Consider the following 24,565-nt stretch of genomic DNA (forward strand, 5'->3'; position numbering starts at 1 on the left):
TCTTTTAAAATGTTAAATTCAAACCTACCAAAAATATTCTCGGAGTCGGGAAGTCGTCTCCCCAATTCGTATAATGTCCTACCCCGTTACCATTCTCGGGATCGAAACCGTCAAACGATTTACTATGGATCGTAAAGAGGTTCTCTCCGGATACGAACACGCGTGTTCTGAACGATTTTACAGGAACAGTATAACCTAAAGTCAACGAGCGCAATTTCACGAATGACGTATTGGCAACCATCAGATCCGTCATCTCTTCATACGATTCGGACTGGATCAGTGCCGGATACTTCCCTTCCGGATCAGCCCCCAATGTCCAGCGGTTGTCATACCAGTGACGGCTCATATTACGGTTTGGAAAACGGTTCTGGAACGACATCGGTGCATGTTGCTTCCTTCCGAAAACACCGGCAAACACAGCATTGAAATCAAATCCTTTCCAGTCGGCAGAAAGAGTTAGACCGGCACTTACCTTGGGGATATAACTACCTAAAATAGTACGGTCGTCACTATCAATCTTGCCGTTACCATCCAAGTCTACATATTTCAAACGTCCGATCTTGGCATTCCCCTGCCCCATCGCTTTATATTTATCGGCTTCTTCCTGAGTCGTGATAACACCTCCGGTCTTATAACCATATAATGCATCGACCGGCTCGCCGACACGATTGATCGTCACGCCACCGTAACTACCGATAGAGGTAACTTCTTCCGTTACACCTTCACTCAACTTCTTGATTTCATTATGCAGGAAAGAAACGTTTCCAGAGACACTAAACGAGAAATCCCTTACCTTACCGTTATATCCTACTTCAAGGTCAAAACCACGGTTCTGAACTTTTGCATAGTTCACGTTCGGCGCAGTCATACCCACAGAGAGCGGTAATACCATGCTGCGCAAAATACCGTCTGTACTCTTGATAAAATAATCGGCCGTCATAAACAGTTTACCGTTCAGCAAACCCAGGTCGACACCTATATTGGTCATCGTTGTCGTTTCCCATTTCAGTTTCCTGTTAGACAAAGCAGTCTGGCTGTATCCGTAATATAAAATCTGGTTATTTCCGCCATTACCCAACATCACTTTCTGGCTTTCTACCGCTGCGATGGTCGGATACCATGAACCGATTGACTGGTTTCCTAATTGTCCCCACGATGCTCTCAACTTCAGAGAACTAATCGACTTTACCGAGAAGAAATCTTCTTCAGAGATACGCCAGGCACCGGAGAAAGAAGGGAAAACACCCCAACGTTCGTCCCCTTTGAAACGGGAAGAACCGTCAGCCCTTAAATTAACAGAGAAAAGATATCTTCCGGCATAATCGTAATTGACGCGTCCGAACCAGGAAGCCAACGCCAGCTGGCTCTTTCCTCCCTCCAACGTCCGATCGATAGAATTTGTACCTCCATTGATCACATGCATATTATCTACTTCGGAAACAAAATCCTTTACAACACCTTTCAGGTTATCCTTCGAAAACAGCTGCTGGGAAAAACCACCCATAGCATTGATCGTATGTTTACCAAAGACCTTATCAAAATAGAGCAAATAATCCGTTACCCACATAAACTCCTTCTGGCGGTTCTCCGAATAGCTATTCTGGTTATTGGTCTGTCCCCCGTCACTGAAAAGAGGCATAAATGCTTTATCTTCCGAATAAACCATATCGATACCTCCATTAAAACGGAACTTTAACCAGTCGGTGAACTTATATTCCACGAACAGATTATCCAATACGCGGTAATTATCGTTCGTAGGTGTGTTCCAACCCACTTCGGCAATGGCATTCTTGGAACTGGTATAGGCTGGGTCGGGCTCTCCGTAGCTACCATCCGCATCATAAGCCGGGATGATCGGTGCATTGAAAATAACATCGGAGTAACGGTTGTCTTTACTGCCTTTCGTGTTGCGGTATGCCAGATGCACATTGTTACCTATTGTCAGGCGACTATTGACCTGTCCTTCTATATTAGCACGTAAAGATGCTTTCTGGAAACCGGTATTGATGGCAATACCATCCTGATTCAGATATTCGGCAGAAAGATAATAACGAGTTTTTTCACCACCTCCCGATACACTGGTATTTATATTATAAGTTGGCGCTGAGCTATAAATATAATCACTCCATTTGGTTCCTTTACCAAATGTCGAAGGATTGATACCATCAAACTTGGTAGTCGGACTTCCTCCGTCAATCGCTTGTTTATTATCACGCATTTCCTGAATGGCTGAAACAAATTCTTCTGCAGTCAGCAGATCCATAATATTGGAAGCTGTTTGCATACCCCATGTTGCATTGACGGACACTTTAGCCGCACCGGTAGACCCCTTCTTGGTTGAAATCAAAATAACCCCATTGGCTGCACGCGATCCGTAAATAGCAGCAGAAGAAGCATCCTTCAAAACGTTTACAGTTTCGATATCACCGGGATTCAAAGTCTCAAAACCGGATGTAACAGGAACCCCGTCAATAATAATAAGCGGATTACTGTCGCTACCGCTACCGAAAGTCCCGACCCCACGTATCTTGATAGATGTCTCAGCGCCGGGGAAACCGCTGTTGCTCAGGACAGACATCCCCGACATCTTTCCCTGTAAAGCTCCTCCGACTGAAATATTCGAATTGGTAGCCAGATTTTCGCCGCTCAGGACAGAAGCAGCTCCCATCAAATCTTTTTTCTTCATCGTGCCATACCCGACAACTACGACCTCTTCCAGGTTCTGTGCATCGACCTGCAACTTAAGATTATAGACCGTCTTATTACCCACTTTTATTTCCTGCGGAAGATATCCGATATAAGAAACAAGCAGGACGTCATCATTACCGGCCTCAATTGCATACTTTCCGTTCAGGTCTGTCACCGTACCGTTCGTTGTTCCTTTGATAACAATATTCGCGCCAATGACAGGCTCTCCGTTTTCATCAACTATTATTCCGGAAACAGGACGTAATGATTGAGAGGAAGAAGATGTAGGTCCTCCTACCGCTTTCTTACTGACAGAAATGGTATTATCCGTTCTGTCGAAATGTAATCCGGCCTGCTTCGTGATTTCTGCCAATACGGTAGAAAGGGAAGCATCCCGAAAATTTAAACTTAACGATTGATTCGCTTTAAGAACTGTTTCTCCATAAAAGAATTTTAAGCCTGTCTTTTCGGATATCTCCTTAAAAATCTTTTCTACAGGTTGATTCTGTACTTGAATTGTTATTTTCTCTGACTGGTTCGGTTGGGCGGCCAAAGGCTGTAAACACAAAATTGCTAAAAAAACAAAATGTACGAAATAACCGGCCCAGCGATACTTCTTATTAGTTAGGAAGTTCATAACTTTGGGAGTTTAATTGTTGTTTTAAATAGAAATATTAAAAACGACTCCGTATAAAATAATACCGGGAGTGGACGCTTGGTATTATTTTACAGGAATTTTGAAGGGAAGGTCTGCTACAGGTCTTCCTTTTCTTTTGATGTATTTCAGGTTGTATCTTTCATAACATTTTCGATTAACAGGTTAATAATCAATTTTATTTATAGAATATAATTTTATCGTCCTCCTTACGGTATTTTATATCCGTTGAATACTGGATAGACTTAAGAACCGATTCCAGACTTTTATTATCGTGTTCTCCATATATATAATTATCATAAGGAACATTGCCGGAAAACTCAATCTTGCAGTTATACATTCGCTCCAGTTCTTTTGCAACGCTACGGATCGGCGTCTTGTTAAAATACAGACCTCCATCGATCCAAACTGTTGCATGACGTGCACTTTCATTCCGCTTCTGTATCTCCCCGTTTTTCCTGGAAAAGACAAGCTGCTCATCGGGCAACAAACGCATCATGGCATCCGTCATATCCACCTGGACTTTACCAGACCGGACACTCACCAAAATCTGTTCATCCGCGTCGTAGGCTTTTACATTGAATGAGGTACCCAACACCTTTACACTGGCATCTTTGGTGGAAACGATAAATGGTTTATCTTCATCATGCACGACTTCGAAAAAGGCTTCTCCATCCATTTCTATCTGACGAAAATCCTCTGCAAACCGTTCCGGATATTTCATAAAGGAACCAGCGTTCAGTATGACTTTCGTTCCGTCCGGCAGGATCACCTGTTTATGTTCCCCGTTTTTAACCCGTATTTCCGTATACGTCATATTTTGCAAATCTGCCACCTGCGAAAACTGATAGACTCCCAACCCCACAGAAAAAACAAGAACCAAAATAGCAGCATATTTCAGTAATGAAACAAATGAGAACTTCTTCTCTTCTTTACAGATACGGTTCAATAACATACGTGCCTCCGCTGTATAGCGTTCGTGTTGAAGATATGTCGTTTCCTCTGCCTGTGCCGATTGCCATACGTGATCCATTTCCTCATCTACCTCTTTCGTATGCTGCTGCGAACGAAACAGCTCTATGATCCGGTCGGCATCTTTACGGCTATATATTCCGTTTATAAATCGTTTTAAAATAGTATTTTGTTTCAATTGCTCCATATCTTTTTTGCGTGTATATAAATAGTACATAGATAAGGGGTACAACTGGGATATCATTAACTTTTATTATATATTAAAGCAAAATAGAAGTAACAGCAGGTCGGTATACGTTCCGGCATATTTAGCCAGATAAATACGGATTGTCTTCAATGATGCAGAAATATGTTGCTGAACCGTATAAACAGAAATGCCTAATTCGTCGGCTATTTCCTTATGTGATTTCATCTCTTTCCTGCTCATATCGAATATCCTTCGTTGTTGCACAGTCAGGTTCAGTAGGGCTTTATCCAATAACTTATTCAAATCGGCATCCAGAATAGCTTCCTCCGTATCATTCGTGATTTCTACAGCCACCGATAAGATCTTATTCTTCAGTTGCTGCTCTTTATCGATACCGGCAAGTACATTCAATACCCTGTTCTTTACAATCGTATAAATATAAGGTGCAAACGGAGACTCCGGATTCAGGAAACGACGATTCTGCCAGACAGAAGCAAAAGCATCCTGATAAATATCTTCAGCGAATTCTTTAGATTTCAGAAACGTCATGGCAAAATACATCAGCCTGTTCTTATACAATGCGTATAATTCACAGAATGCGGTCTCATCATTATTGAGTAATCCTGTTATTAATTTACGTTCTTGTTCCGAGTTGATATACATCCTATTTATAAATATCTCGTTCTTGCTTACAGAGTCCTTTCCAGTCGCCAAATATAAAAAGATTCCATTATATCCCCTATTACATTTGAAAGAAGTATTTGTTTCGGTGGTAACTTTATTATGGAAAACTCAGTAAGAAAACGTACATTTGTGTGATTTTTACGAAAGGATTAGATTGCAGATGAAAGTATGTATTGCTGAAAAGCCGAGTGTGGCACGCGAGATTGCCGAAGTACTGGGGGCTACCAAAAAGATGAACGGGTATATTGAAGGAAACGGGTATCAGGTTACCTGGACATTCGGTCATCTGTGTACGCTGAAGGAACCTCACGACTATGCCGACGAGTGGAAACGGTGGAGCCTGAGTGCGCTACCGATGATCCCTCCCCGATTCGGTATCAAACTGATCAGCAACCCGACTTACGAGCAGCAGTTCAAAGTGATCGAAACTCTGATGCAGAATGCAGAAATGGTGATCAACTGCGGTGATGCCGGCCAGGAAGGAGAACTGATACAACGCTGGGTGATGCAAAAAGCCGGATGCACTTGTCCGGTATACCGGTTATGGATTTCTTCTTTGACGGAAGAAGCTATCCGCGAAGGGTTCCAACATCTGAAAGAACAAACAGAATTCAAGACACTATATGAAGCCGGACTGTCACGGGCTATCGGCGACTGGTTATTGGGTATGAACGCAACTCGGCTCTATACGATCCGTTACGGACAAAACCGTCAGGTGCTTTCCATCGGACGGGTGCAGACTCCGACACTCGCCTTGATCGTAAACCGCCAGGCGGAGATCGACAACTTCAAGCCCGAACCTTACTGGGAATTAAAAACGATCTACCGGAATACGACTTTCTCTGCGACGAAAGGTAAATTCACCAAAAAAGAAGAAGGAGAAGCTTTTCTGGAAGTAGTACAAAAGGAAGACTTCACCGTCACCGATATTTCCGAAAAGAAAGGGAAAGAGTATGCTCCGAGGCTTTTCGACCTGACTTCCTTGCAGGTAGAATGCAATAAGAAATTTGCTTTTACCGCCGACGATACATTGAAGTTGATCCAGTCGCTCTATGAAAAGAAAGTGACGACCTATCCCCGTGTGGATACTACTTTCCTGAGTGAGGACATTTATCCGAAAGTTCCCAATACATTGAAAGGTCTGGTCGATTATACCGAGTTAACGGCTCCGGTATTATCCGCCAAGATCCCCAAAAGTAAAAGAGTATTCGACAACACGAAAGTAACCGATCACCATGCCATTATCCCGACCGGGGTACCCGCCCGCAACCTGACGGAAAATGAGCGGAAGGTGTACGATCTGGTTACCCGTCGCTTCATAGCTGCTTTCTATCCAGATTGTGATATATCGACTACCACCGTACTCGGTAAGGTAGACAAAGTGGATTTCAAAGTAACCGGTAAACAGATTCTCAAACCGGGATGGCGTGTCGTATTCGGTGCCGAACAAAAAGACCCCGATGCCGAACCGACCGAAGAGGAAGGTGTATTGCCCGACTTCGTAAAAGGTGAAAGCGGCCCACACAAACCGATTTTAAAGGAAACGTGGACTACTCCCCCCAAGCCTTATACCGAAGCGACCCTACTTCGTGCCATGGAAACGGCCGGTAAGCTGGTAGACAACGATGAACTGCGCGACGCCCTGAAGGAAAACGGCATTGGCCGCCCCTCCACACGCGCCGCCATTATCGAAACACTGTTCAAACGCAACTACATCCGGAAGGAGCGCAAAAACCTGTTCCCTACCGCTACCGGTGTCGAACTGATCGGCACCATACATGAGGAACTGCTCAAAAGTGCCGAACTAACCGGTCTATGGGAAAAGAAACTGCGCCAGATCGAACGAGGCACTTATGAAGCCCGTACCTTCCTGGAGGAGTTGAAACAGATGGTCAACCAGGTAGTCATCAACGTCCTGTCCGACCAATCGACCCGTTCAATCACGATTACCGAGGCTGTTAAAGAAACTCCCAAAGAAGAAGAAAAAAAGGAAAAGAAACCCCGTAAGCCCCGTGCTAAGAAGGAAGAGACTCCGAAAGAGAAAGCAGCCCCCAAACAATCAGAGAAGCCGGTTTGTCCGATCTGTAAAAAAGGAAGTATTCTACGAGGCAAGACAGCTTATGGATGTTCAGAATACAAGAACGGCTGTACCTTCCGTCTGGATTATGCGACTTATGGAGAAGGATTATCGGATGAAGAGTTGATAAAGGTAATTGGTAAAAGTAACAATTAAATTTCACATTCCAGCGACCTTTATTCCTTATCTTTGCAACCTCAAACAATTAGAAAGATGAAAGAAGAATGGTTCCCTCTGGTAAATGAAGAGGGAGAAACAATAGGCAAAGCTACCCGCAGGGAATGCCATAGCGGAAGTAAACAACTCCACCCGGTAATACATTTGCATATCTTCAATAAGGATGGCGAATTATATCTGCAAAAACGCTCTATGTCGAAAGATATCCAACCCGGCAAATGGGACACAGCCGTAGGCGGACATATCGATTATGGCGAAACAGTAGAAGAAGCCCTCCGCCGCGAAGTACGCGAAGAACTGGGTATAACGGACTTTATCCCCGAATTCATCACCCGTTATGTCTTTGAGTCGGCCATCGAGAAAGAACTCGTCAATACCTTCCGTACTGTTTATGACGGAAAGATCATACCGGATACCGAAGAACTGGACGGCGGACGCTTCTGGCCGATCGAAGAGATCAAAGCAAATCTGGGAAAGAATGTGTTTACTCCTAACTTTGAACAGGAGTTTAAAAGGTTATTCTTATAACATATAAAAAACAAGCACAAAACTATTCACCATTCACCCTGTATTCTTTTAACTATTAAATAACAAGGGATAAACATACCACAATACGAGTGAAAGATTAAGACAAAAGGTGAAGGGTTCGCCTCAGCCCTTCACCTTTTACAACAACCATTCACCCGATATCCATCCACTTAAACAGAAATAGTCCAGCATGTTAAAGAGGATGAGGTGAATGGTGAATAGTTCTATTGAACATAAACTTTTTGTGCTCCTTCCTTATATTCTACAATATATATGCCTGCCAATGACGGACGGTATCGGATTTGCAACCCGTTTCCTGTTCCTGTATCCAATAATTGTCCTGCCGCATTGTAAATAGCATAAGGCTTACCGACAGGCAAATTAGAAATGACAATCTCTTTATTATAAGATTCTATCTTCAATGCATCTAAAGTTATCTCCTCTGCAGCGGTAGACGAGTTAGAACGCATAACAGTAAATACTCCTAATCGGCTGGTTTGGAAAATCAGGGCATTCGACTCGGCATCATACGTTGGGACGATACGAGATATCCTCCCTTTCGATTCATTCAGGATGTAATAGTTTCCGGCTTCCGATGATACACGCAATCCTCCTGCAACCTGAATCTTCGGCAGATAACAAACAATGGTTAGTTTGACCGGAAGATCATAATAGGTCTGGCTTTGTCCGCCGCCATTTCCTGAAACAATATCGATCAGCTCCTCTAACGAACCTATAACCTCATCGCCATTGCGTTCTGCATCCTTCACTTCGTCTTGCAAAATACCGGGCAGATCTTCATCCGGAACAGGTTGAGCTTTAGGATAGATCTCTTTCGGATTTAAAATTGCAATTAATGAATCCAAGTTGCCAATTCCTGTATCCGGAATAAGGTCGTTATCCGGATCAAATTTAGAAGTATCAACAGGAGCAACAGTTACTCCGTCAGGAATAAACTCGGCAGTAATCAGCGCATCGACAGCCGGCATCTTAAATGTAAAGATGTTAGTTTTATTAGTTGACTGCAATTTACCGGTCTTATTATAAGAAAGGCTTTCCTTATACAATTTATAGCCCGACAAAGGTGTAGCCGTTACAGTAACCATTTCATCCTGTGCCGCAGTAACCTTGTCGGCTGAAATCTTTCCATTCTGGCAAGTTTCTGTTTTCACATTATACGACTTCGCTTTTAAAGCACTCAATACAAAAGTATTGTCTACTTTCTTCAAGGTATATTCCTTTGCCAGCGCCTGGGCAAGAACAAACTTCTGCAAATCAGCCTGTGTCAACATATAATCAGCCCCTTTAGCAATTACCCAACCGTCTTCAGCGTCATGGCACACCAAACCGAGGTTACTTTTCAATTGACCATAGATATTCAAACATCCCCAGCGTGAACCGGATTTATCCATGTAAAAGTCATCGCCTATTGTTGCCGTATTATACAAATTCAAATTACCATAAACAAAGATTCCACTTCCTTCGTCTTTAATCAGTGTCGACAGATAATTCTGGATATGCACCGAACGAAGCGTCGTTGTACCCTGGGAAGAAAGAGAGATCGCGTGATTATTGGTATATTCACCTGAAACATAATCTAATGTTCCCAGATTCCGTATCAGATTATAAACATATTTGCTATCCGTACAACTATTATTTTGTATTTTACCTCCTTCGATCCGGCAATTGCCATTTGAGCCGATAAGAATAAGAGCATCTCCGTTATTCTCAGAGATGATGCAATCTTTCAATGTACAACTTCCGTAAATACGCAACATTGTCCAGGTGTCTAATTGACTCAACGACCTTTGCATGGTCACCTTGTTTAACATGGCAGACGAACCATAATCGACAAAAAGGAATGAGCAATAAGCATTCGTACCCGTCTTTGTACCCAAAAGAGTTGCATTCTCAATAGTTAAACTACCTTTTGATTCGACGGAAAACATACGGATATTACTTGTGAGGATATTGCTATAAACAACGTTGTTTCCTACCAGCTTAATATGTTTGCCTTTGATTGTAACCGTTTTGTTGAAATCTATTCCGGCAGAAGTAATGGTCAGTTCGGTTAGATTATCTACCGTACCTGCCGGTGCGGCATCAATTGCAGCCTGCAATTGATCAACGGTAGCGATAACTCCGGTAGAACCTGCTTTCGAAAGGACAAAAGTATTCCCCTCTGCTTTCAAAGAGAAACCGTCCGGCAGACGAAAACAAGCCAGGTCGGAAGTCGTTAACTGATAGCTGTCTGTGCCCCGTATGATAACATCGCCATCGGCTACTTCATTATCAAACAATAAATTAACATTACCGGATAACCCGGCACCCAGTGAGATGGTTCCTCCTTTGAACATTTTAATTGCATCCGTAAAAAGTTTCGCACCGGCTACTGTCCCATACATAAGGTTACCAGCTACACCGATACTGACATAATCATGAGATACTTCACCAGAGTAAAAGGTCATATTTCCAGATACATAAACCGTTCCGAACCGGGGATATACTTCATCATTCTCAATATTACTTCCACGACCGTCTTCATTGGCATACATCATACCACCGTCGATAGAAAAGTGTCCGTCACCCTCAATTCGAATTGTTCCGCCTATACCATAGGTATTTAGTTCGATGCGTGCATTTTTATTCAAATAACAATACCCGCCGGTTACTAAAATACCGTTATACCAGTCGTAATGTCCAAGGGCGTTTGTAAGTATAGTTCCATTCTCCAAATAACAACTTCCTCCCGATTGACGGATAAAGGTACACCAATTATTGGTTGCCGCCGATTTAGCACCGTCTAATTTGATATTCTCAAACTTTACGTCACCTGATTTAATTTCAAACATCGTAAGCCATTGCGTTTTGGAAAAATCAGCTTTAATCGTTCCACCTGTTATTTTCAGATACTTGCCGTCAATGGTTACCGGAGCAGATAAGGTTATCCCCTTTTCAGCAATCGTAATAGTTGTCGGAGCGCCGGATGTTCCGGAAGCGTTATCAATTGCATCCTGCAATTCTTTTTCTGTCGTTATTTCACCTGTTCCGGAAGAGGATTTAGATAATATGATCTGATTATTAATCAAACTCAACTTCAAATCCGGATGCTTTAAGTTTTTAATAGAGATCTTTGCCAGATCGCTTGCGGTCAAAGTATAATTCCCGACGCCACCTCCGATGGCAACAACGTCACCTTCATCCATGATTGTTTCGATAATAATCTCCGATGTCAAAGAAGAAGTTAAATTGATGGGGAAATTCTCATCCACCCATAGAGTCGCATCCGTCCCACTCAGAGATATAGCTGATGCATTTAAAACAGTTGTACCTCCTGAATAAATAGAACCTCGAGTCTCATTTCCGGCAATTTCACCCTTTAATAAATGAGCCGTTCCAAAATTAAAAATTACATGATTGTCTTCCCCTACATTATGAGTAATTGAACCACCATCGAGATTGAATGTTCCAAAATTCATTACACATAAAGCATGTTCTATTCCCCTATTTCTTTGAAAAGATCCGCCTTCGGCAAGAGTCAATGTTCCACCTTTTTGAATGTCTATCAATGGCATATTTTGAGCTTCCAAATCCGCACCGTCAATGGTATTTTCTATCGTTATATTTCCGCCATCTTTAACAGACAAAATAACACCAGTGTACCCTTCGGCCCTAATTAAAGGACCGCCATGCATTCTATACGAACTGATACTTACTGGTACTATTTCATCAACAATAATACCTTCTGCAGTAATAGGCCGATCTAGAACGTCATCACTTCTTAATTGTGGTGATGATAAGACCTCCTGCAATTGTTCCATAGTTTTTATTTCTATGGAGTTTTGGGCCATAACTGGTAGCCAACTGATTAAGCTAAGCAATATCATGCTTGCCAACTTTTGAGTGTACCTCTTTTTCATATGCATAGTATTTAAAGAAAAAAGACGATAAATCAACAGACATAACATCTCTAATCTTTTGTTATATATAGACAAATATATCAAACAAAAGAAAGCCCTTTATTTACAGTATTTGCTGATAACGATTATACTTTCACAAGTACAAATAAGCGAGATAAATTTATTCCTAAATGCACTACTTTATCAAACAGAGAATAATACGTTTCCCTTTCATCGCATATACAACGTAGTAACCCGGAGTTGTCAAAGGATAGACGAGTCTGGTAGTGCCATTCACACTCGTTTCCTTACTTGTATAATGAATGCCATTAGTAATCATTTCTTTATAAGTAAACCCATTACGCGATTCTTTCTTATTTATTGGTTTAGGACTAACCGGCAATAAAAGCCAACCTTCCACATCATATTCATTTTCCAAACGCGTTTCTACAACCAATTCCTGATGTAAAGAATCTAATGATAATACAACAGGCACGGATTCTGGTAAAATAGTTATTAATTCCTCATCTTCTTCCACGATTGCGTTGGTAACCGGTTTCCGGTTGATATATAAATCACCTTTATTTAAAAGGATATCTTTTTTCTCTTTATACTCCGGGTTTTCCTCGCGTTGCATTTCACGGATATCCTTGTGTTCCACCTTCTTTGTTTCGCCGGCAGAAGTCTGTACCAACAAATACCCCGGTTCTTTATCGGTACCGTAATATTGGTCTACTACAATACCTTTAATGCTTCGACCGTCCTCTATCCGGACAATATCCAATAACTGGCTCTGCTCAAACAGACTTTGTTCCGGATTTATTTTAACCTTCTTTTGCCGGATGATCTGTTCCTGTTTAAGAACTTCTACTACCCCGTCTGTTTTAAGCAGGCTGACCAGCTCGCCGGGAACTTGTCTGATAATCTGTCCTTCCAGTTCTTTCGAAGAGGATTTTAGTAGAATCAGATCATTTAAGCCGTTCAACTGCGCTTTATCACGTTTGTCACGCTCGATAGCCTCCACATCTTTCCAGTCGAAAAAGAAAGTATCGGGCGACAGGTCCAGATATTTAACGACAGCCCCCTGCTCCAATATGCGGACATTCCGAATATCCTGCTTCTCCTTCGATCCAGCCTGCCTCACGATATGAGCCAATTTGAATACAGATTTCTTCCCATCATGCCGAATTGCACCGTTCTCCTTCGCCCAGTTCTGCCATTCAGCGGATACATCTTCCAAATTATATTCGAGAATATCCATCGATTTGACCTCCGACGAAGGCAAATAGACTGTCGACCTTTCCGACAAAAACGTAATGTCTTTCCCCGGATGTTGATTCGATATATACCCTTCCAAAACAGAACCATTCTTTAAAATGATACGTTCCACCGGATTTGCCCTGACTATGAATCCCGGTAAAAACAATAGTACCCCAATAAGCAATCGTATATTTTTCATAAACTAATCTTACTAATTATAACTCCGTAAAAAACGGAACAACCCATATCTCTTTACTTATTTTATCTCTAAAAGAGGTTTCGATTGTCATCGCACGTTTCTCCTTTTTAGTCACTTTATAAAAACTGGCAGAAATACGTTCCACACTATTTCCTTGAAGCGTAAGCGTTTTCTTTACAGCTTTTAAGCGGTCGCCAGAGATATTGACCGTTATTTCGTACGATTCTTCCGAGTTATTTTTCAAACGAACCGAAACTATTGCATTATCTTTTGCGTTCGCTTTCGTAGTTTCCGAAACAACGGTAACCTCTATGGCTGATGCAGCATTTTTTTTCTTATCTTCTACTTTAGTCTTGTAAAGTATCAGGTTCTGTCCTTCCAGCATCACTTGCCCCTCGTCTCTGTCGGTAGGCAGTAAAAACGAGAAGGTCCGACTGTTCGTTGCGCTGCCGGGCAACGAGGCACTGATACTATTCTTCTCCTCCTTATCCAGATAATAAAGTTTCAATGTTTCATTCTTCCATTCGTCCGGCACTTCTGCCACATAATCAATCGCTTCTTTCTCTGAGTCTGTCGAAGACAAAGAACCTTTATTCTGTTGTATCACAAACGTTCCTTTTATTAATTTCAACATACCTTTCTTTCCGTCTTTCTTTACAATAGCATATCCTTTACTAAAAGGCATCGCCTCAGAAAACTGTGGCGGCAAGACGATTTTATCATTCAACCTGTAACCATACAATCCATTTTCAGAGAATGTAGTCGGACCGTCATACAGGATTGTCGATTGCCGGGGTTCTTCCTGTTTGGCATTATCCGTAACCAGACAATATTTTTCATCAAAAATCAGAGGCTGGTCATAGCCTTCCCGTAAAATAGTACCTGCTGTATTAATGATATACTGTTTATCATTCTTAGATGTAACCAGTGCTTCCCCGTTTTTAAAGGTTGTACCGGAAGATATATTCTCTATCTCAGCCTGCAAAGTCAGCGGACGCCCATTCTCATCAATATACAATACACTGCCCTTATTCTTCTTATTTATCAGTGAGGTCATATTCCCTATTAAATTCTTCTTACTGACCGCAGCCAACCCTTCCGAAAAAGGATGAATCGTTGCATACTCAAAGCCAATAATTAAACGTCCGTTCGTATTGATAAAACCATATTTTCCTTTACTGTTGCACACCGGCAGTTTGCCGTCTGAGAAAAAAGGATACTGGTCCACGTAATAATCGGCAGGCACGGGAATCACTTTTTTATCGTTTCCCACAAATCCCTCCAACCGGTATTTTTCTTCTCCGAATCCCAACATCAGGGAGTATCCTTCCACCGGATCGGTAATAGAATCGGTAGTAACGGGGACAATAACCGTTCCGGTTTCATCGATCAAGCCGACCTTCGTTCCATTTTTCACTTTATATACTCCGTTATCAAACAAAGTAATATTTGTGTACGCAGGCTTAATACTCCATGTCACAGTTTGAGCATCAATAGACAAGACTGATGCCAGAAATACTATTGCGAGTAAGCTTAATAATTTCATACTATTCATCTTCACTGGCTACTTTATTATACATTTCTTTCAAATACTTAATATGACAGGCTAACCCAAACGTCGCACCGGTAGTCCATCCTCCCCATAAAACGCCGACCAGCTTTCCTTTTTTATCAAAAATAGGAGAACCGCTGGCTCCACCTATTGATTCGCCCTGAAACTCGAAATTATATTTCCCCGGTGTTTTACTACATTTAAGTTCACGTATTTCAGGTTCTATCCCCTGATGATCTTTTGTCAATGCCATCAATAAGCCGGCCGGATAACCTATCGTATACAGCGACTCTTCCTGGGGATTCAGCTCTTTTGAATTTATACGAGCCTTTTTAATATCATATATAAGTTCTACATTCTCCGGTGTCTTTTTTGTATTCAACTGGAGAATGGCCAGATCTATATCTTTATCGCCCGACTCGGCTACCACTGTACATCTGTCAAATTCGGCTTCCGATGAATAATTGCGTTTAGCATATCCGACAGCCATATAAGCCATACGTCCAGTAATTTTAATCGGAGAGGTTTTAAACCGGTTTATCAATCCATTATATTTATTCAGGACAACAGAAGTAGGAATTCCTTGATTTAATTCACTAACTATCAGAGCACGAACGATAGTTCCCAGTTTAAGTTCTTGCTTGGGATCACCTCCTAAACGATCCAGGTCCTCACTATATTTTATTTGATTAACCGGTATTTGCTCCTCCTTGATAGTTGCTATACTCTGAGAAATTTGTTCTTTTTCTTTTTCCTTAATATACTCCCAGGGAACAGCTACATGGCGATTAGTACCCATCCTTCCTTTCCTGTCCAGAAAAAAGGCCGTTCCGCTATAAGGAATCGGGTATTTATCCGATACGGTATAGGTTGCATCAACTGTTAAAGGACCAAACTGGAACGGATCATCGATAAACTCCACCTGATAATAATAATAAGCATATACATAAGTGGAAGCAGAAGCGTATTCCCTGACCGGGGGCTTCATTCCGGATATTGCCAGAAAAACAACCCCGGCTAAAGCAGCAGCAATAGCTACTCCCGCTACTATCTTTATCCAATTGGAAGAGGGAATATATTTGGAAATGTCGACAGAAACACCCCCGCAAGAAACGACATCGCCTTTCTTTACTCTATATTCTTTTCCCGAAAGAATTTTCACTCCATTAACCGTTGTCCCGTTTTTACTATGATCGATAAGAAAAGCCTTATCGTCTTTCGTTATTTTCAGGCTGCCATGAAAACGGCTGACTGTACTTCCTTCGAGATGTATCTCATTCCTGTAATTACTACCGATATTATAAATTGCTTTATACCGGCTGTTATCTTCCGGAGCAGGAACCAATGCCCACTGTAACTCAACATTAGCAAAGCGTATATAATCCCCTCGTCGAATTGGTACTTCCGCATTGGAATTGATCTTATTGTTTCCTACGAATGTACCGTTCGTACTGTTTTTATCTTCCAGAAAAATATCGCCATTATCCAATACGGTAATTTCAGCATGTAGCGAACTTACTTTTTCGCTGTTTAATACTATGTTGCAGGAAGGCGATCTTCCTATCGTTAAAAGCTTCATATCATATCCTCCTATTTCATAATGCATTTCTTATATAATCGGCGGAGTTACTTTCTCCGGCTTCACACTATCCTTTTTCTCGGCTTCTTTTCTCTTCTTCTGAGCTTCTGCTGCTTTCCTTTCCTCTTCTTCTTTCTTCTTTTTCAACGCTTCCTTGCTTGGCAACACCTGAGGGATCACCTTTTTTGCTGATGTAGAATCGTTTTGGGGACTCGGAACCGTATCGTCGGCTACTTCGACAGGCGGAACATTGTCCGACGCCTCGTTGACAACCGGATGACGGTCGCGGTTGATAAAGAAAAGCATACCACCCGTTACAACCAGAACTATGATCAAAATCAGTATAAGCGCCCGTATCAACGCAAAGCGGTTGGGCACGAGTTTCCAATCCAATTGTTTGACATGGGCAAAAGAAATAATATCCTTCCGGGTTACCGGATAAGGGATATTGGGATTTATCCGTATCCCGTTTACATAGGTTCCATTCTGCCCCTGACCAACCAATGTCATTTTACCTGAAGAGGTAATATACAGAATGGCATGACGACGGCTGATCAAGTCTTTCTCATCATTCAATATAATATCACAGGCATTATCCCGCCCTATTGATAAAACTTTCATAACACTACCTGTTTAATTTGAGCTATTAACTATTTCTTTTATACTCTGTATTTCTTCTATAATCTTCTTATAATGACCCAGTGTTTCATCGCCTTCTCCTTTCGCCATTTTTTGCTTCAGATAGCCGATAATTCCTTTGTTAGAATCAGAGAATTCATCTTTTCCGATGTTATATTTTTCCAATGGAGGAATTATCTCTTCTATTTCAGAGATCAGTTGATCGATCTCTTTGTTCTTCTTTTTTCCACTTTGCATATTGCCAAGTTCTTCCAACCTGCAAATGATTACATCCAACTTATCAATGATTTCCTGTTTATCATTCTCTTCCTTAATAATCTTCTGTGCAGCCCGGATGTCTTGTTTTGAAAGAAACTCATTAATAGATTTCAATATTTGCTGATTGGCAGCTTTCAGGTCAGCATTCTCCTGCCTCAACTGGTCGATGCCCGCCTTTTGTACATTCAATGAATCCATCACATCCTGGCCGATCCGGGTAAACGGGCCGGAATACTGAATAATATTGCCCGCTATACTGCCTATACAAACGATCACCAACCCAATTACTATGTTTCTTATACGTGTACTCATTTTTTCTTTTCGTGTAGAATTTGACATTGTTTCAATTAAAACACCGGTTAGATTATCATGTCCTCCACCATTCCGGAATCCATATTCATCGACCGTAATCATCATTGTATCCAAAAGCTGTTCGGGGGAGGCCATTTTCCCTATCGTTTTGATAAATTCCTTTTCAGGCATGGCTCCCCACAAGCCATCGGTACAAAGCAGGAAACGATCTCCTTTCTCATAAGCCCGTTCCGTTATCTCCACTTCCACTTCCGGTTTGACCCCTAAAGCACGTGTGATCAGATTCGACTGTGCAGATAAGCGGGCCTGCTCTTCTGTAAGTACCTTCTGTCTGACCATATCGAAAACCATTGAATGGTCGAACGTGCGAAACACTTTTGACCCTCGGCGCAATTGATACCCCCTACTGTCGCCCACATGAGCTATAATTGCAGATTGTTTATTTATCAACAGGACCACAGCAGTAGAGCCCATGCCACGTAAAGAAGCTGTATCCAACCCTTTTTTATAGATAAGTCTGTTGGCTGTCTTTATGGCTTGTTTTATTACCTGTCCCGAGTGTTCAGCCTGTCCAGCTTTCTGTATTTCCCTAATGATCGTTTCTACTGCGAGCGAAGAAGCCGTCCTGCCTCCGGGACCACCTCCCATTCCGTCGCAGACAACGACCAACAGTCCTCTGGCTGTATCCACAAACCCACAGCTATCCTGATTTTCGGGACGTCCTCCCTGGCGGGAATCTATAAATCCGCTATAGGGCAATGATGTATTTATTTTGCTCATAGAATATTAGTTAAGATCAATAAAATCAAAACGAGTATAATACCGATGATACCTCCGATAAAATAAGGATTATACAAAAGTCTTTCCCACCAGGGAATGACGACTATTATAGCTTGCTGCAAATCAGATTTAAACTCACGAACAGTCTGGTATCTTTTCTTTTGTTCTTTCTCCGTCGCTTTTAATATAATAGACATTACCTTCTCAGACACACCGGGGATAGCAGGCAATATCTCATGCTTTTGCTTTTCCAGTGTTTCTTCAATAGTAGGACAATCAAAGGGGTTATTTCCGGCCAGCAACTCATACAGGGTCATTCCTAATTCATAAATATCAGTTGTTTTATTGACTGCGACCAGAGCCTCTTTACCATGATTCATTTGCTCGGGAGCAGCATATTGGGGAGTTCCCCCCAATCCGGATCCATAGCCGGATCCGGGAATGGAACCACCCGAATTATTATGACTGGCAAATGCGATCCCTAAATCCATCAAGCGAACATTCGAGCCGTTTTCTATCATAATATTAGATGGCTTTATATCCATGTGGATAATGTTTTTAGCATGCAAATATTCTAAAGCATCCATTACCGGGAAAACAGAGTGACATATTTTCTCTACAAAGTCAGGACGGTTCCTTAAATGCAAACTGACATGGTCGTCCAATGTGATCCCCGACACTAACCGACTAATAATAAATATCGGACCGTTGTACGGATTACATTCGCAATAGCCGATCATCTCCACCAGATTCCGATGGCGGAAAAGGAGGGAAGCCTCCAGACGGGCACGCTCCCGGATGGCAGGAAGATTCGAATATGTATCATTTACCCGCTTAATCGCTACTTTTTCATGTGTACTACACGACCGGCCAAGATAGACTGTCCCCATCGCCCCGCTTCCTAATGGCTGGGAAGAAACAGAATAAACGAACCATTCATTATTCACACAGAGAAACATGTCATTACCCTTCTTAATGACATTGGCTTTAGGCTGTGCCTCTCTCCTCTTATCCCTTTGCGAATTCATATCTCCAAGTTTGTTATTGTCCAAGTTGTTTTAGACGTTTGCCGAATTTTTCCTGAAAGTCTGCATCCCCGGATTGTTCCGCCAATTGCATGCCACGCTGGAAATACAAAATGGCTTTGTCTACATTTCGGGAAGTTACCCCGCCGGTTCTCATCTCTCCGGAATAATAATCGCAACCTAACTCATACAAAGACTTATAATTGAGGCTATCCAACGACACTGACAACTCATTCATATCATGCGATTTAGCATTATCGCTAACAAGTATCTCCGATAAATACTTTTGCATTATTTTAACCGAATCATTATTTTCTTCTCCGGAATAATACAAACGTCCCAATAAGTAAGCAGCTTCACTAGACGGATTTCTATCCACCAACTCCTTCAACTGGGTGAAGCCCTCTTTACTCGATAGCGAATCCATCAAAAGAGCAACAGTTTCCTGATAAGGAGAAATGACCTCGGGAATAGAATCCATAAGGGTGAAGACATTGGCTTCTTCATTCGTCTCAATTTCTTTTTCTCCGGATTGTGTTCCCCAATAAATACCGACAGCGAATAAGATCAAAACAATCGCAACTGTGGGATAAAGCATATTCTTCCTGTTCAAAAATAAACGAGGTGCAGCATCTTGCAAAGCAAGCCCTTCCAGCTGTTCCACCGCAACCCTGAACTCTGCTGCTGTCTGATAACGTTCCGATTGTTTTTTAGCAGTTGCTTTTGAGATGACTTCGCGAAACTGTTTTTGCTTTATCAGTTGAAGAGGTACTTTCTTATGTAATTGCATCTCCAACACTTCATGGGTAGCACCTTCGAAAGGCGGATGCCCGACAATCAACTGAAAAAACATAATACCAATCGCATAAATATCAGTTGTCCTATTCTGATAGTTGACGTCTCCCAATACCAATTCCGGTGAAGCATAAACAGCCTTGCCCATAAACTGTCCCGTAGTAGTCAACGACTTATCCTGCGTACTGAGTGTCGACAGTTGCTTGGCTATACCAAAGTCGATCAATTTGATTTTACCTTCACGTGTAATCATCACATTTGTAGGATCTATATCGCGGTGGATATATCCTTTATCATGCAATGCCATTATTCCTGATAATATATTCCGTATGATAAGTACTGCAAAATGAGACGGATCATTCATATAATCCATATACAAACTCTGAGCGAAAGGGACTATCTCGCCATGACGATCAGTGACCTTCCCTTGCAACAGATCGTTCAGCATCACCCCGTCCAACAGTTCGCTTACCACATGATAACGTTGATGTATTTCTCCGGATGCTAATTTTTCGTCAATCTGAATGAAACCTAACATTTCAACCAAATTCTCATTTTGTATATGGATAGAAGCTTCACGTCGAGCACGCTCGATCACACTTTGAGGCAGATCGTCAAACATAAATTTGATTGCTACATTTGTTGTTGCCCCGGTAGCCTGAATAATTCGACGTCCGCTATAAACTTTCCCCATGCCTCCGACTCCCAACGGCTCATCCGCATAGTCAAATTCATAATAAATACCTTGTGCTTTTTCTTCTCTTCCTTGTAATCTGATTATTGGCATAACACAGTAATTCTAAAAAAACAATTATACAATTACATAAATTCCGTTCCTCCAGATGTTATAGGATTGGAGCCATCCATAGCAATAGTTCCCCCCTGTGTTGGTCGGCTATTATGATCGTAAGGGTTAAAATTATTATAATCGACTACCGGATTACCGAATGGTTCATTATCTTCCTCTTCCATTGGTATAAAGTTTTCTGACACTCGCAAACCAAGTGCCCGTGCATCAACTAATATCAGTAACATTTCATATCCGGATCCAATAGTGATAATATCTCCGTTAAAGCATTCATGTCCGCCAAACCCTATATCATCCCCATTAACCAAAGTCCCGTTCTTCGAACTGTCGTCCTTTATAGAAGCAATTACTTTATCTGTGTTTTTCATTTTACGGACTACTAATGCCGCATGGTTACCGGATACAGTTTTCTCTTTCAGGCAGATATCACAATCAGTCGAACTGCCGATCAGATTAGATCCTATATGCAAAGGCCAATATTCACCAATCCCTTGGCGGGATATTGTGTACAGAAAACCGATAACAGGCGACACATTTTGCTCAGTCGAAGGATTAAGAGTCACCCCTGGAGCACATTGTTCCATTCCCGTCACAATGGTACCTTTGTGTTGTTTCCCTGAAGAAATCGCGTCTCTGGAATAAAAAGCATTACCATCTCTCCTATCAGAGAATGGACCTCCTGCCATTCCCGGCACAATAGTTTTATTCTGTGACATAACTTTAAATATTAATAGAACTTATTTATTTGTATATTTTTTACATTATTATGTTCAAATATATCAAATTAAAAAGCATACCTATGCCCAGAATTCAAACGATAACGTTTATATAAACAGATACCTATTTAACCGCATCAAAATCATGTTTAAACAAAGTATTTACAAAACAACTAAAATATTTCCAAAGCCTCTTTCAACCTTCGGTAATACCTTTGCGATACGGTCAGTACTATATCGGAAAAAGATGGAGCCAAACTGCATTTCAACGTCACATTCTCAATCGAACAGAGATAATTAAGATTTACAATACAATCCTGGCTGATCTGCACAAAAGAAGAACTTATTCCCAACAGATCTTTGGCAGTCGTACTCATACGGAGCTTATGCTGTTTGCGGTCAGTCTGTATCATTTGCCAGCAACGCTGATCTTTCAGGTACTGAAATAAAAGAATCTCTTCATATTTGACCAGTACCAGACCCGAAATGGTTTGAACCGCAAACTTGGTATTTTGGATCAACAATTTACGCAAAGATTGCTCCAGATTTACTTTCTCACTTTTTCCGATATGTGTATGGAGGCGTATTATCAGATTGTCCAACTCTTTCAACTTATACGGTTTCAGTAAATAATCGAAGGCAGACGCATGTATTGCATCCAACAGATATTTATCATAAGCGGTGTAGAATACTATATGCATACCCGGATGAATATCCGATTGTATCCGGCTTAAAAGTTCCAGCCCCGACATACCGGGCATTTCGACATCAAGAAACAATAAGTCCGGTTGTAAACGAACAATTTCGCGAACTGCATTATCCGGTGTCGTACAAGTTGCTACCGTACGTATTTCCGGAAAGCGCAATAGGTCACATTCTAAAGTCTTGATACAAGCAGGTTCGTCATCAACGATAATAGTAGTAATTTCATTCATATTCATAAAGCAAAGTTATAATTAAATGGAACAATCAACTGAACCCAAGTCCCATGATCTGTCATTGAATCCAATTGCAAATTCCGAATAGAGAATCGCATCTTTCGGGAATTATAGGTATTCAAAAGTTCTGTTGTACGATATATTATTTTCAGTCCCTGACCAGTACTTCTTTCATCACCAGCATGTGCTCCGGGATCATACCCAAGACCATTATCTTCTATTATTATATGAAGAGAGTCATCCATTACTCTAACAGTTATCCTGATCTCCGGATTCAAGCAATCACCATTGAATGCATATTTTACAGCATTTTCAACCGGTATCTGGATAAACATGGAAGGGATAAGCGTCTCCAAAGGCACTTCTGGAAAAATAGTCCATTCGATACAGATACGATCCGGATCACTCAACATTTTTAGTTTCAGATAATTCTTTACAAAACTGATTTCTTTTTCTAATGAAACAGCCAACTGTTCGGATGATAACAAATCTCCTCTCAATACATCTATCAACAAATTAACAGGCTCGGAAAGGTCATTGTATTGTCGAAAAGCCGGTATCACTGAATTTAAGACATTACATATATAATGTGGAGCAATCCGGTTTCTAATAACAGCCATACGTAAACAGGTTATTGTCTCCATTTGCCGTTTATAATTAAGTTCTTTTTTTCTCCGGAGACAAAACAGCACACCGAACAATAATAAAACAACAATAATGAAACACAAACCGGTGATGCAGGCAAACCACATCCACCGCTGCGCTTTTGTCTCTGCATAAGCAATATAAATATCTTTCTTCAGCAGGGTCGTATCCTGCCGGTAGCGAAAATCCGTTTCACGGATACTATTCTCTACCTTTATATTCCGTAAAGAATCTTGACAGATATCTGCTTTATTTCTGTAATAATAAGTTTTAGCATAGTCATTCTTTTTCCGGTATAATTCCTCCAGTCGTTTATTATGATAATATTGGTATTGAAGATCTGTGCGAAGTGTATCATAAGGTTGTTCCAAGAGCTGGGCTGCCTCCTGCAAATTATTTTCCTGTAAAGCTAAAGAAGCCAGTAAGCCATCTATATAAAACTTTATGCCAGGTTGCTGTAAAGCATATTGTCCAAAAAAATTAACAGCACGATCCAGATAAAAACGGGCAGAATCGGGCAATCCCTTCAGTAAATAAATCTCACCGATATTACCTTCCACAATCCCCTGATAGACTGGTTGAGAAAAATTCGCTACAATCGCATTTGCCCGTTGAAACCAAACCAGGGCTTTATCATATTCCTTAGTCACATAATAATAGTTACCTCGGGAATTGGCCAGAAAATACTTTTCATAATCCGATCCTCTATCCCAATACTGTTCGATTTTCTGAAAATAAGAATCGGATAACGGATAGTTTTCCAACTCCTGATAGAGTTTTGCCAATCCTGAATAAATCGGATAATTCATCTTATCGCTAACACCTAAAGAGTCTGAGAGAAACAAAGCCTTGCGATAATAGAAACCTGCCCATTCATAATCACCCTGATGCTGATAACAGTCTGCCATATTAATATATATATTTATGACCGGCTGCCGATCCTGAATATTTCTCGATGCATCCAAAGCTTTATGCAAATAAACAATTGCAGAATCCCACTGATTAATATCCTGGAAGAAAACGCCCCGGCCATTACAGACATCAGCCGATAACTTCAACAAGCGACCTCCCTTATCTGGCTGTTCCTCTATATAATGTAGAATCCGATCACTCAGTAGGAATGCAGAATCACCCCGGTTACTGAAATAATAACAACAGGAAATCGTTTGTTCCAAATTATAATAATTTATAC

16 protein-coding genes are annotated in these 24,565 nt (G+C 41.3%); 2 read left to right on the top strand and 14 right to left on the bottom strand.

The features are described 5' to 3' along the window. Positions 1-4: 4 nt before the first annotated feature. The 3 genes from QZ076_RS06300 to QZ076_RS06310 form a co-directional block, all read right to left on the bottom strand. Complete coding sequence (locus tag QZ076_RS06300; RefSeq protein ID WP_293711340.1) at positions 5-3,325, bottom strand: TonB-dependent receptor; 3,321 nt, start codon at positions 3,323-3,325, stop codon at positions 5-7. Positions 3,326-3,521: 196 nt separating this feature from the next. Then, on the bottom strand, positions 3,522-4,502 hold the full coding sequence (locus tag QZ076_RS06305) for a FecR family protein (protein ID WP_293711343.1): 981 nt from the start codon (positions 4,500-4,502) through the stop codon (positions 3,522-3,524). A gap of 66 nt (positions 4,503-4,568) precedes the next feature. Next, positions 4,569-5,165, bottom strand: a complete 597-nt coding sequence (locus QZ076_RS06310; protein WP_293711346.1) for an RNA polymerase sigma-70 factor — start codon at positions 5,163-5,165, stop codon at positions 4,569-4,571. Positions 5,166-5,346: 181 nt separating this feature from the next. On the opposite strand from QZ076_RS06310, the gene QZ076_RS06315 reads away from it, so the two are divergent. Then, a complete protein-coding gene (locus QZ076_RS06315) occupies positions 5,347-7,419 on the top strand; it encodes a DNA topoisomerase 3 (protein WP_293711349.1) in 2,073 nt (690 codons plus the stop codon). Positions 7,420-7,476: 57 nt separating this feature from the next. After that, a complete protein-coding gene (locus tag QZ076_RS06320) occupies positions 7,477-7,968 on the top strand; it encodes an NUDIX domain-containing protein (protein WP_293711352.1) in 492 nt (163 codons plus the stop codon). Positions 7,969-8,192: 224 nt separating this feature from the next. Here QZ076_RS06320 and QZ076_RS06325 read toward each other — a convergent pair whose 3' ends face one another. The 11 genes from QZ076_RS06325 to QZ076_RS06375 all read right to left on the bottom strand — a co-directional run bounded on the left by QZ076_RS06325 (position 8,193) and on the right by QZ076_RS06375 (position 24,548). After that, entirely contained in the window at positions 8,193-11,888 is a 3,696-nt protein-coding gene (locus QZ076_RS06325) for a hypothetical protein (protein WP_293711355.1), read from the bottom strand. A gap of 175 nt (positions 11,889-12,063) precedes the next feature. Beyond that, a complete protein-coding gene (locus QZ076_RS06330; protein ID WP_293711358.1) occupies positions 12,064-13,326 on the bottom strand; it encodes a hypothetical protein in 1,263 nt (420 codons plus the stop codon). Between the two features lie 16 nt (positions 13,327-13,342). Beyond that, complete coding sequence (locus tag QZ076_RS06335) at positions 13,343-14,872, bottom strand: WG repeat-containing protein (RefSeq protein WP_293711361.1); 1,530 nt, start codon at positions 14,870-14,872, stop codon at positions 13,343-13,345. Between the two features lies 1 nt (position 14,873). Then, positions 14,874-16,457 (bottom strand): FHA domain-containing protein, encoded by a 1,584-nt coding sequence (locus QZ076_RS06340; RefSeq protein ID WP_293711364.1) that lies wholly within the window; start codon positions 16,455-16,457, stop codon positions 14,874-14,876. Positions 16,458-16,487: 30 nt separating this feature from the next. After that, on the bottom strand, positions 16,488-17,078 hold the full coding sequence (locus tag QZ076_RS06345) for an FHA domain-containing protein (protein WP_293711367.1): 591 nt from the start codon (positions 17,076-17,078) through the stop codon (positions 16,488-16,490). Positions 17,079-17,090: 12 nt separating this feature from the next. Next, on the bottom strand, positions 17,091-18,446 hold the full coding sequence (locus QZ076_RS06350; protein WP_293711370.1) for a protein phosphatase 2C domain-containing protein: 1,356 nt from the start codon (positions 18,444-18,446) through the stop codon (positions 17,091-17,093). Next, complete coding sequence (locus tag QZ076_RS06355) at positions 18,443-19,474, bottom strand: serine/threonine-protein kinase (RefSeq protein ID WP_293711373.1); 1,032 nt, start codon at positions 19,472-19,474, stop codon at positions 18,443-18,445. The genes QZ076_RS06350 and QZ076_RS06355 overlap by 4 nt, the downstream gene beginning before the upstream one ends. Before the next feature lie 13 nt (positions 19,475-19,487). Further along, entirely contained in the window at positions 19,488-21,053 is a 1,566-nt protein-coding gene (locus QZ076_RS06360; RefSeq protein WP_293711376.1) for a serine/threonine-protein kinase, read from the bottom strand. Positions 21,054-21,085: 32 nt separating this feature from the next. Continuing rightward, the gene (locus QZ076_RS06365; RefSeq protein WP_293711380.1) at positions 21,086-21,790 is read right to left on the bottom strand and encodes an FHA domain-containing protein; all 705 of its coding nucleotides are present in this window, start codon (positions 21,788-21,790) and stop codon (positions 21,086-21,088) included. Positions 21,791-21,963: 173 nt separating this feature from the next. Further along, the gene (locus QZ076_RS06370) at positions 21,964-22,731 is read right to left on the bottom strand and encodes a response regulator transcription factor (RefSeq protein ID WP_293711383.1); all 768 of its coding nucleotides are present in this window, start codon (positions 22,729-22,731) and stop codon (positions 21,964-21,966) included. Then, positions 22,728-24,548, bottom strand: a complete 1,821-nt coding sequence (locus QZ076_RS06375) for a histidine kinase (RefSeq protein WP_293711386.1) — start codon at positions 24,546-24,548, stop codon at positions 22,728-22,730. Before QZ076_RS06375 ends, QZ076_RS06370 begins: the two co-directional genes overlap by 4 nt. Positions 24,549-24,565 lie beyond the last annotated feature (17 nt).

Source organism: uncultured Parabacteroides sp., assembly GCF_905196875.1.
In the GTDB taxonomy this organism is placed as follows: domain Bacteria; phylum Bacteroidota; class Bacteroidia; order Bacteroidales; family Tannerellaceae; genus Parabacteroides.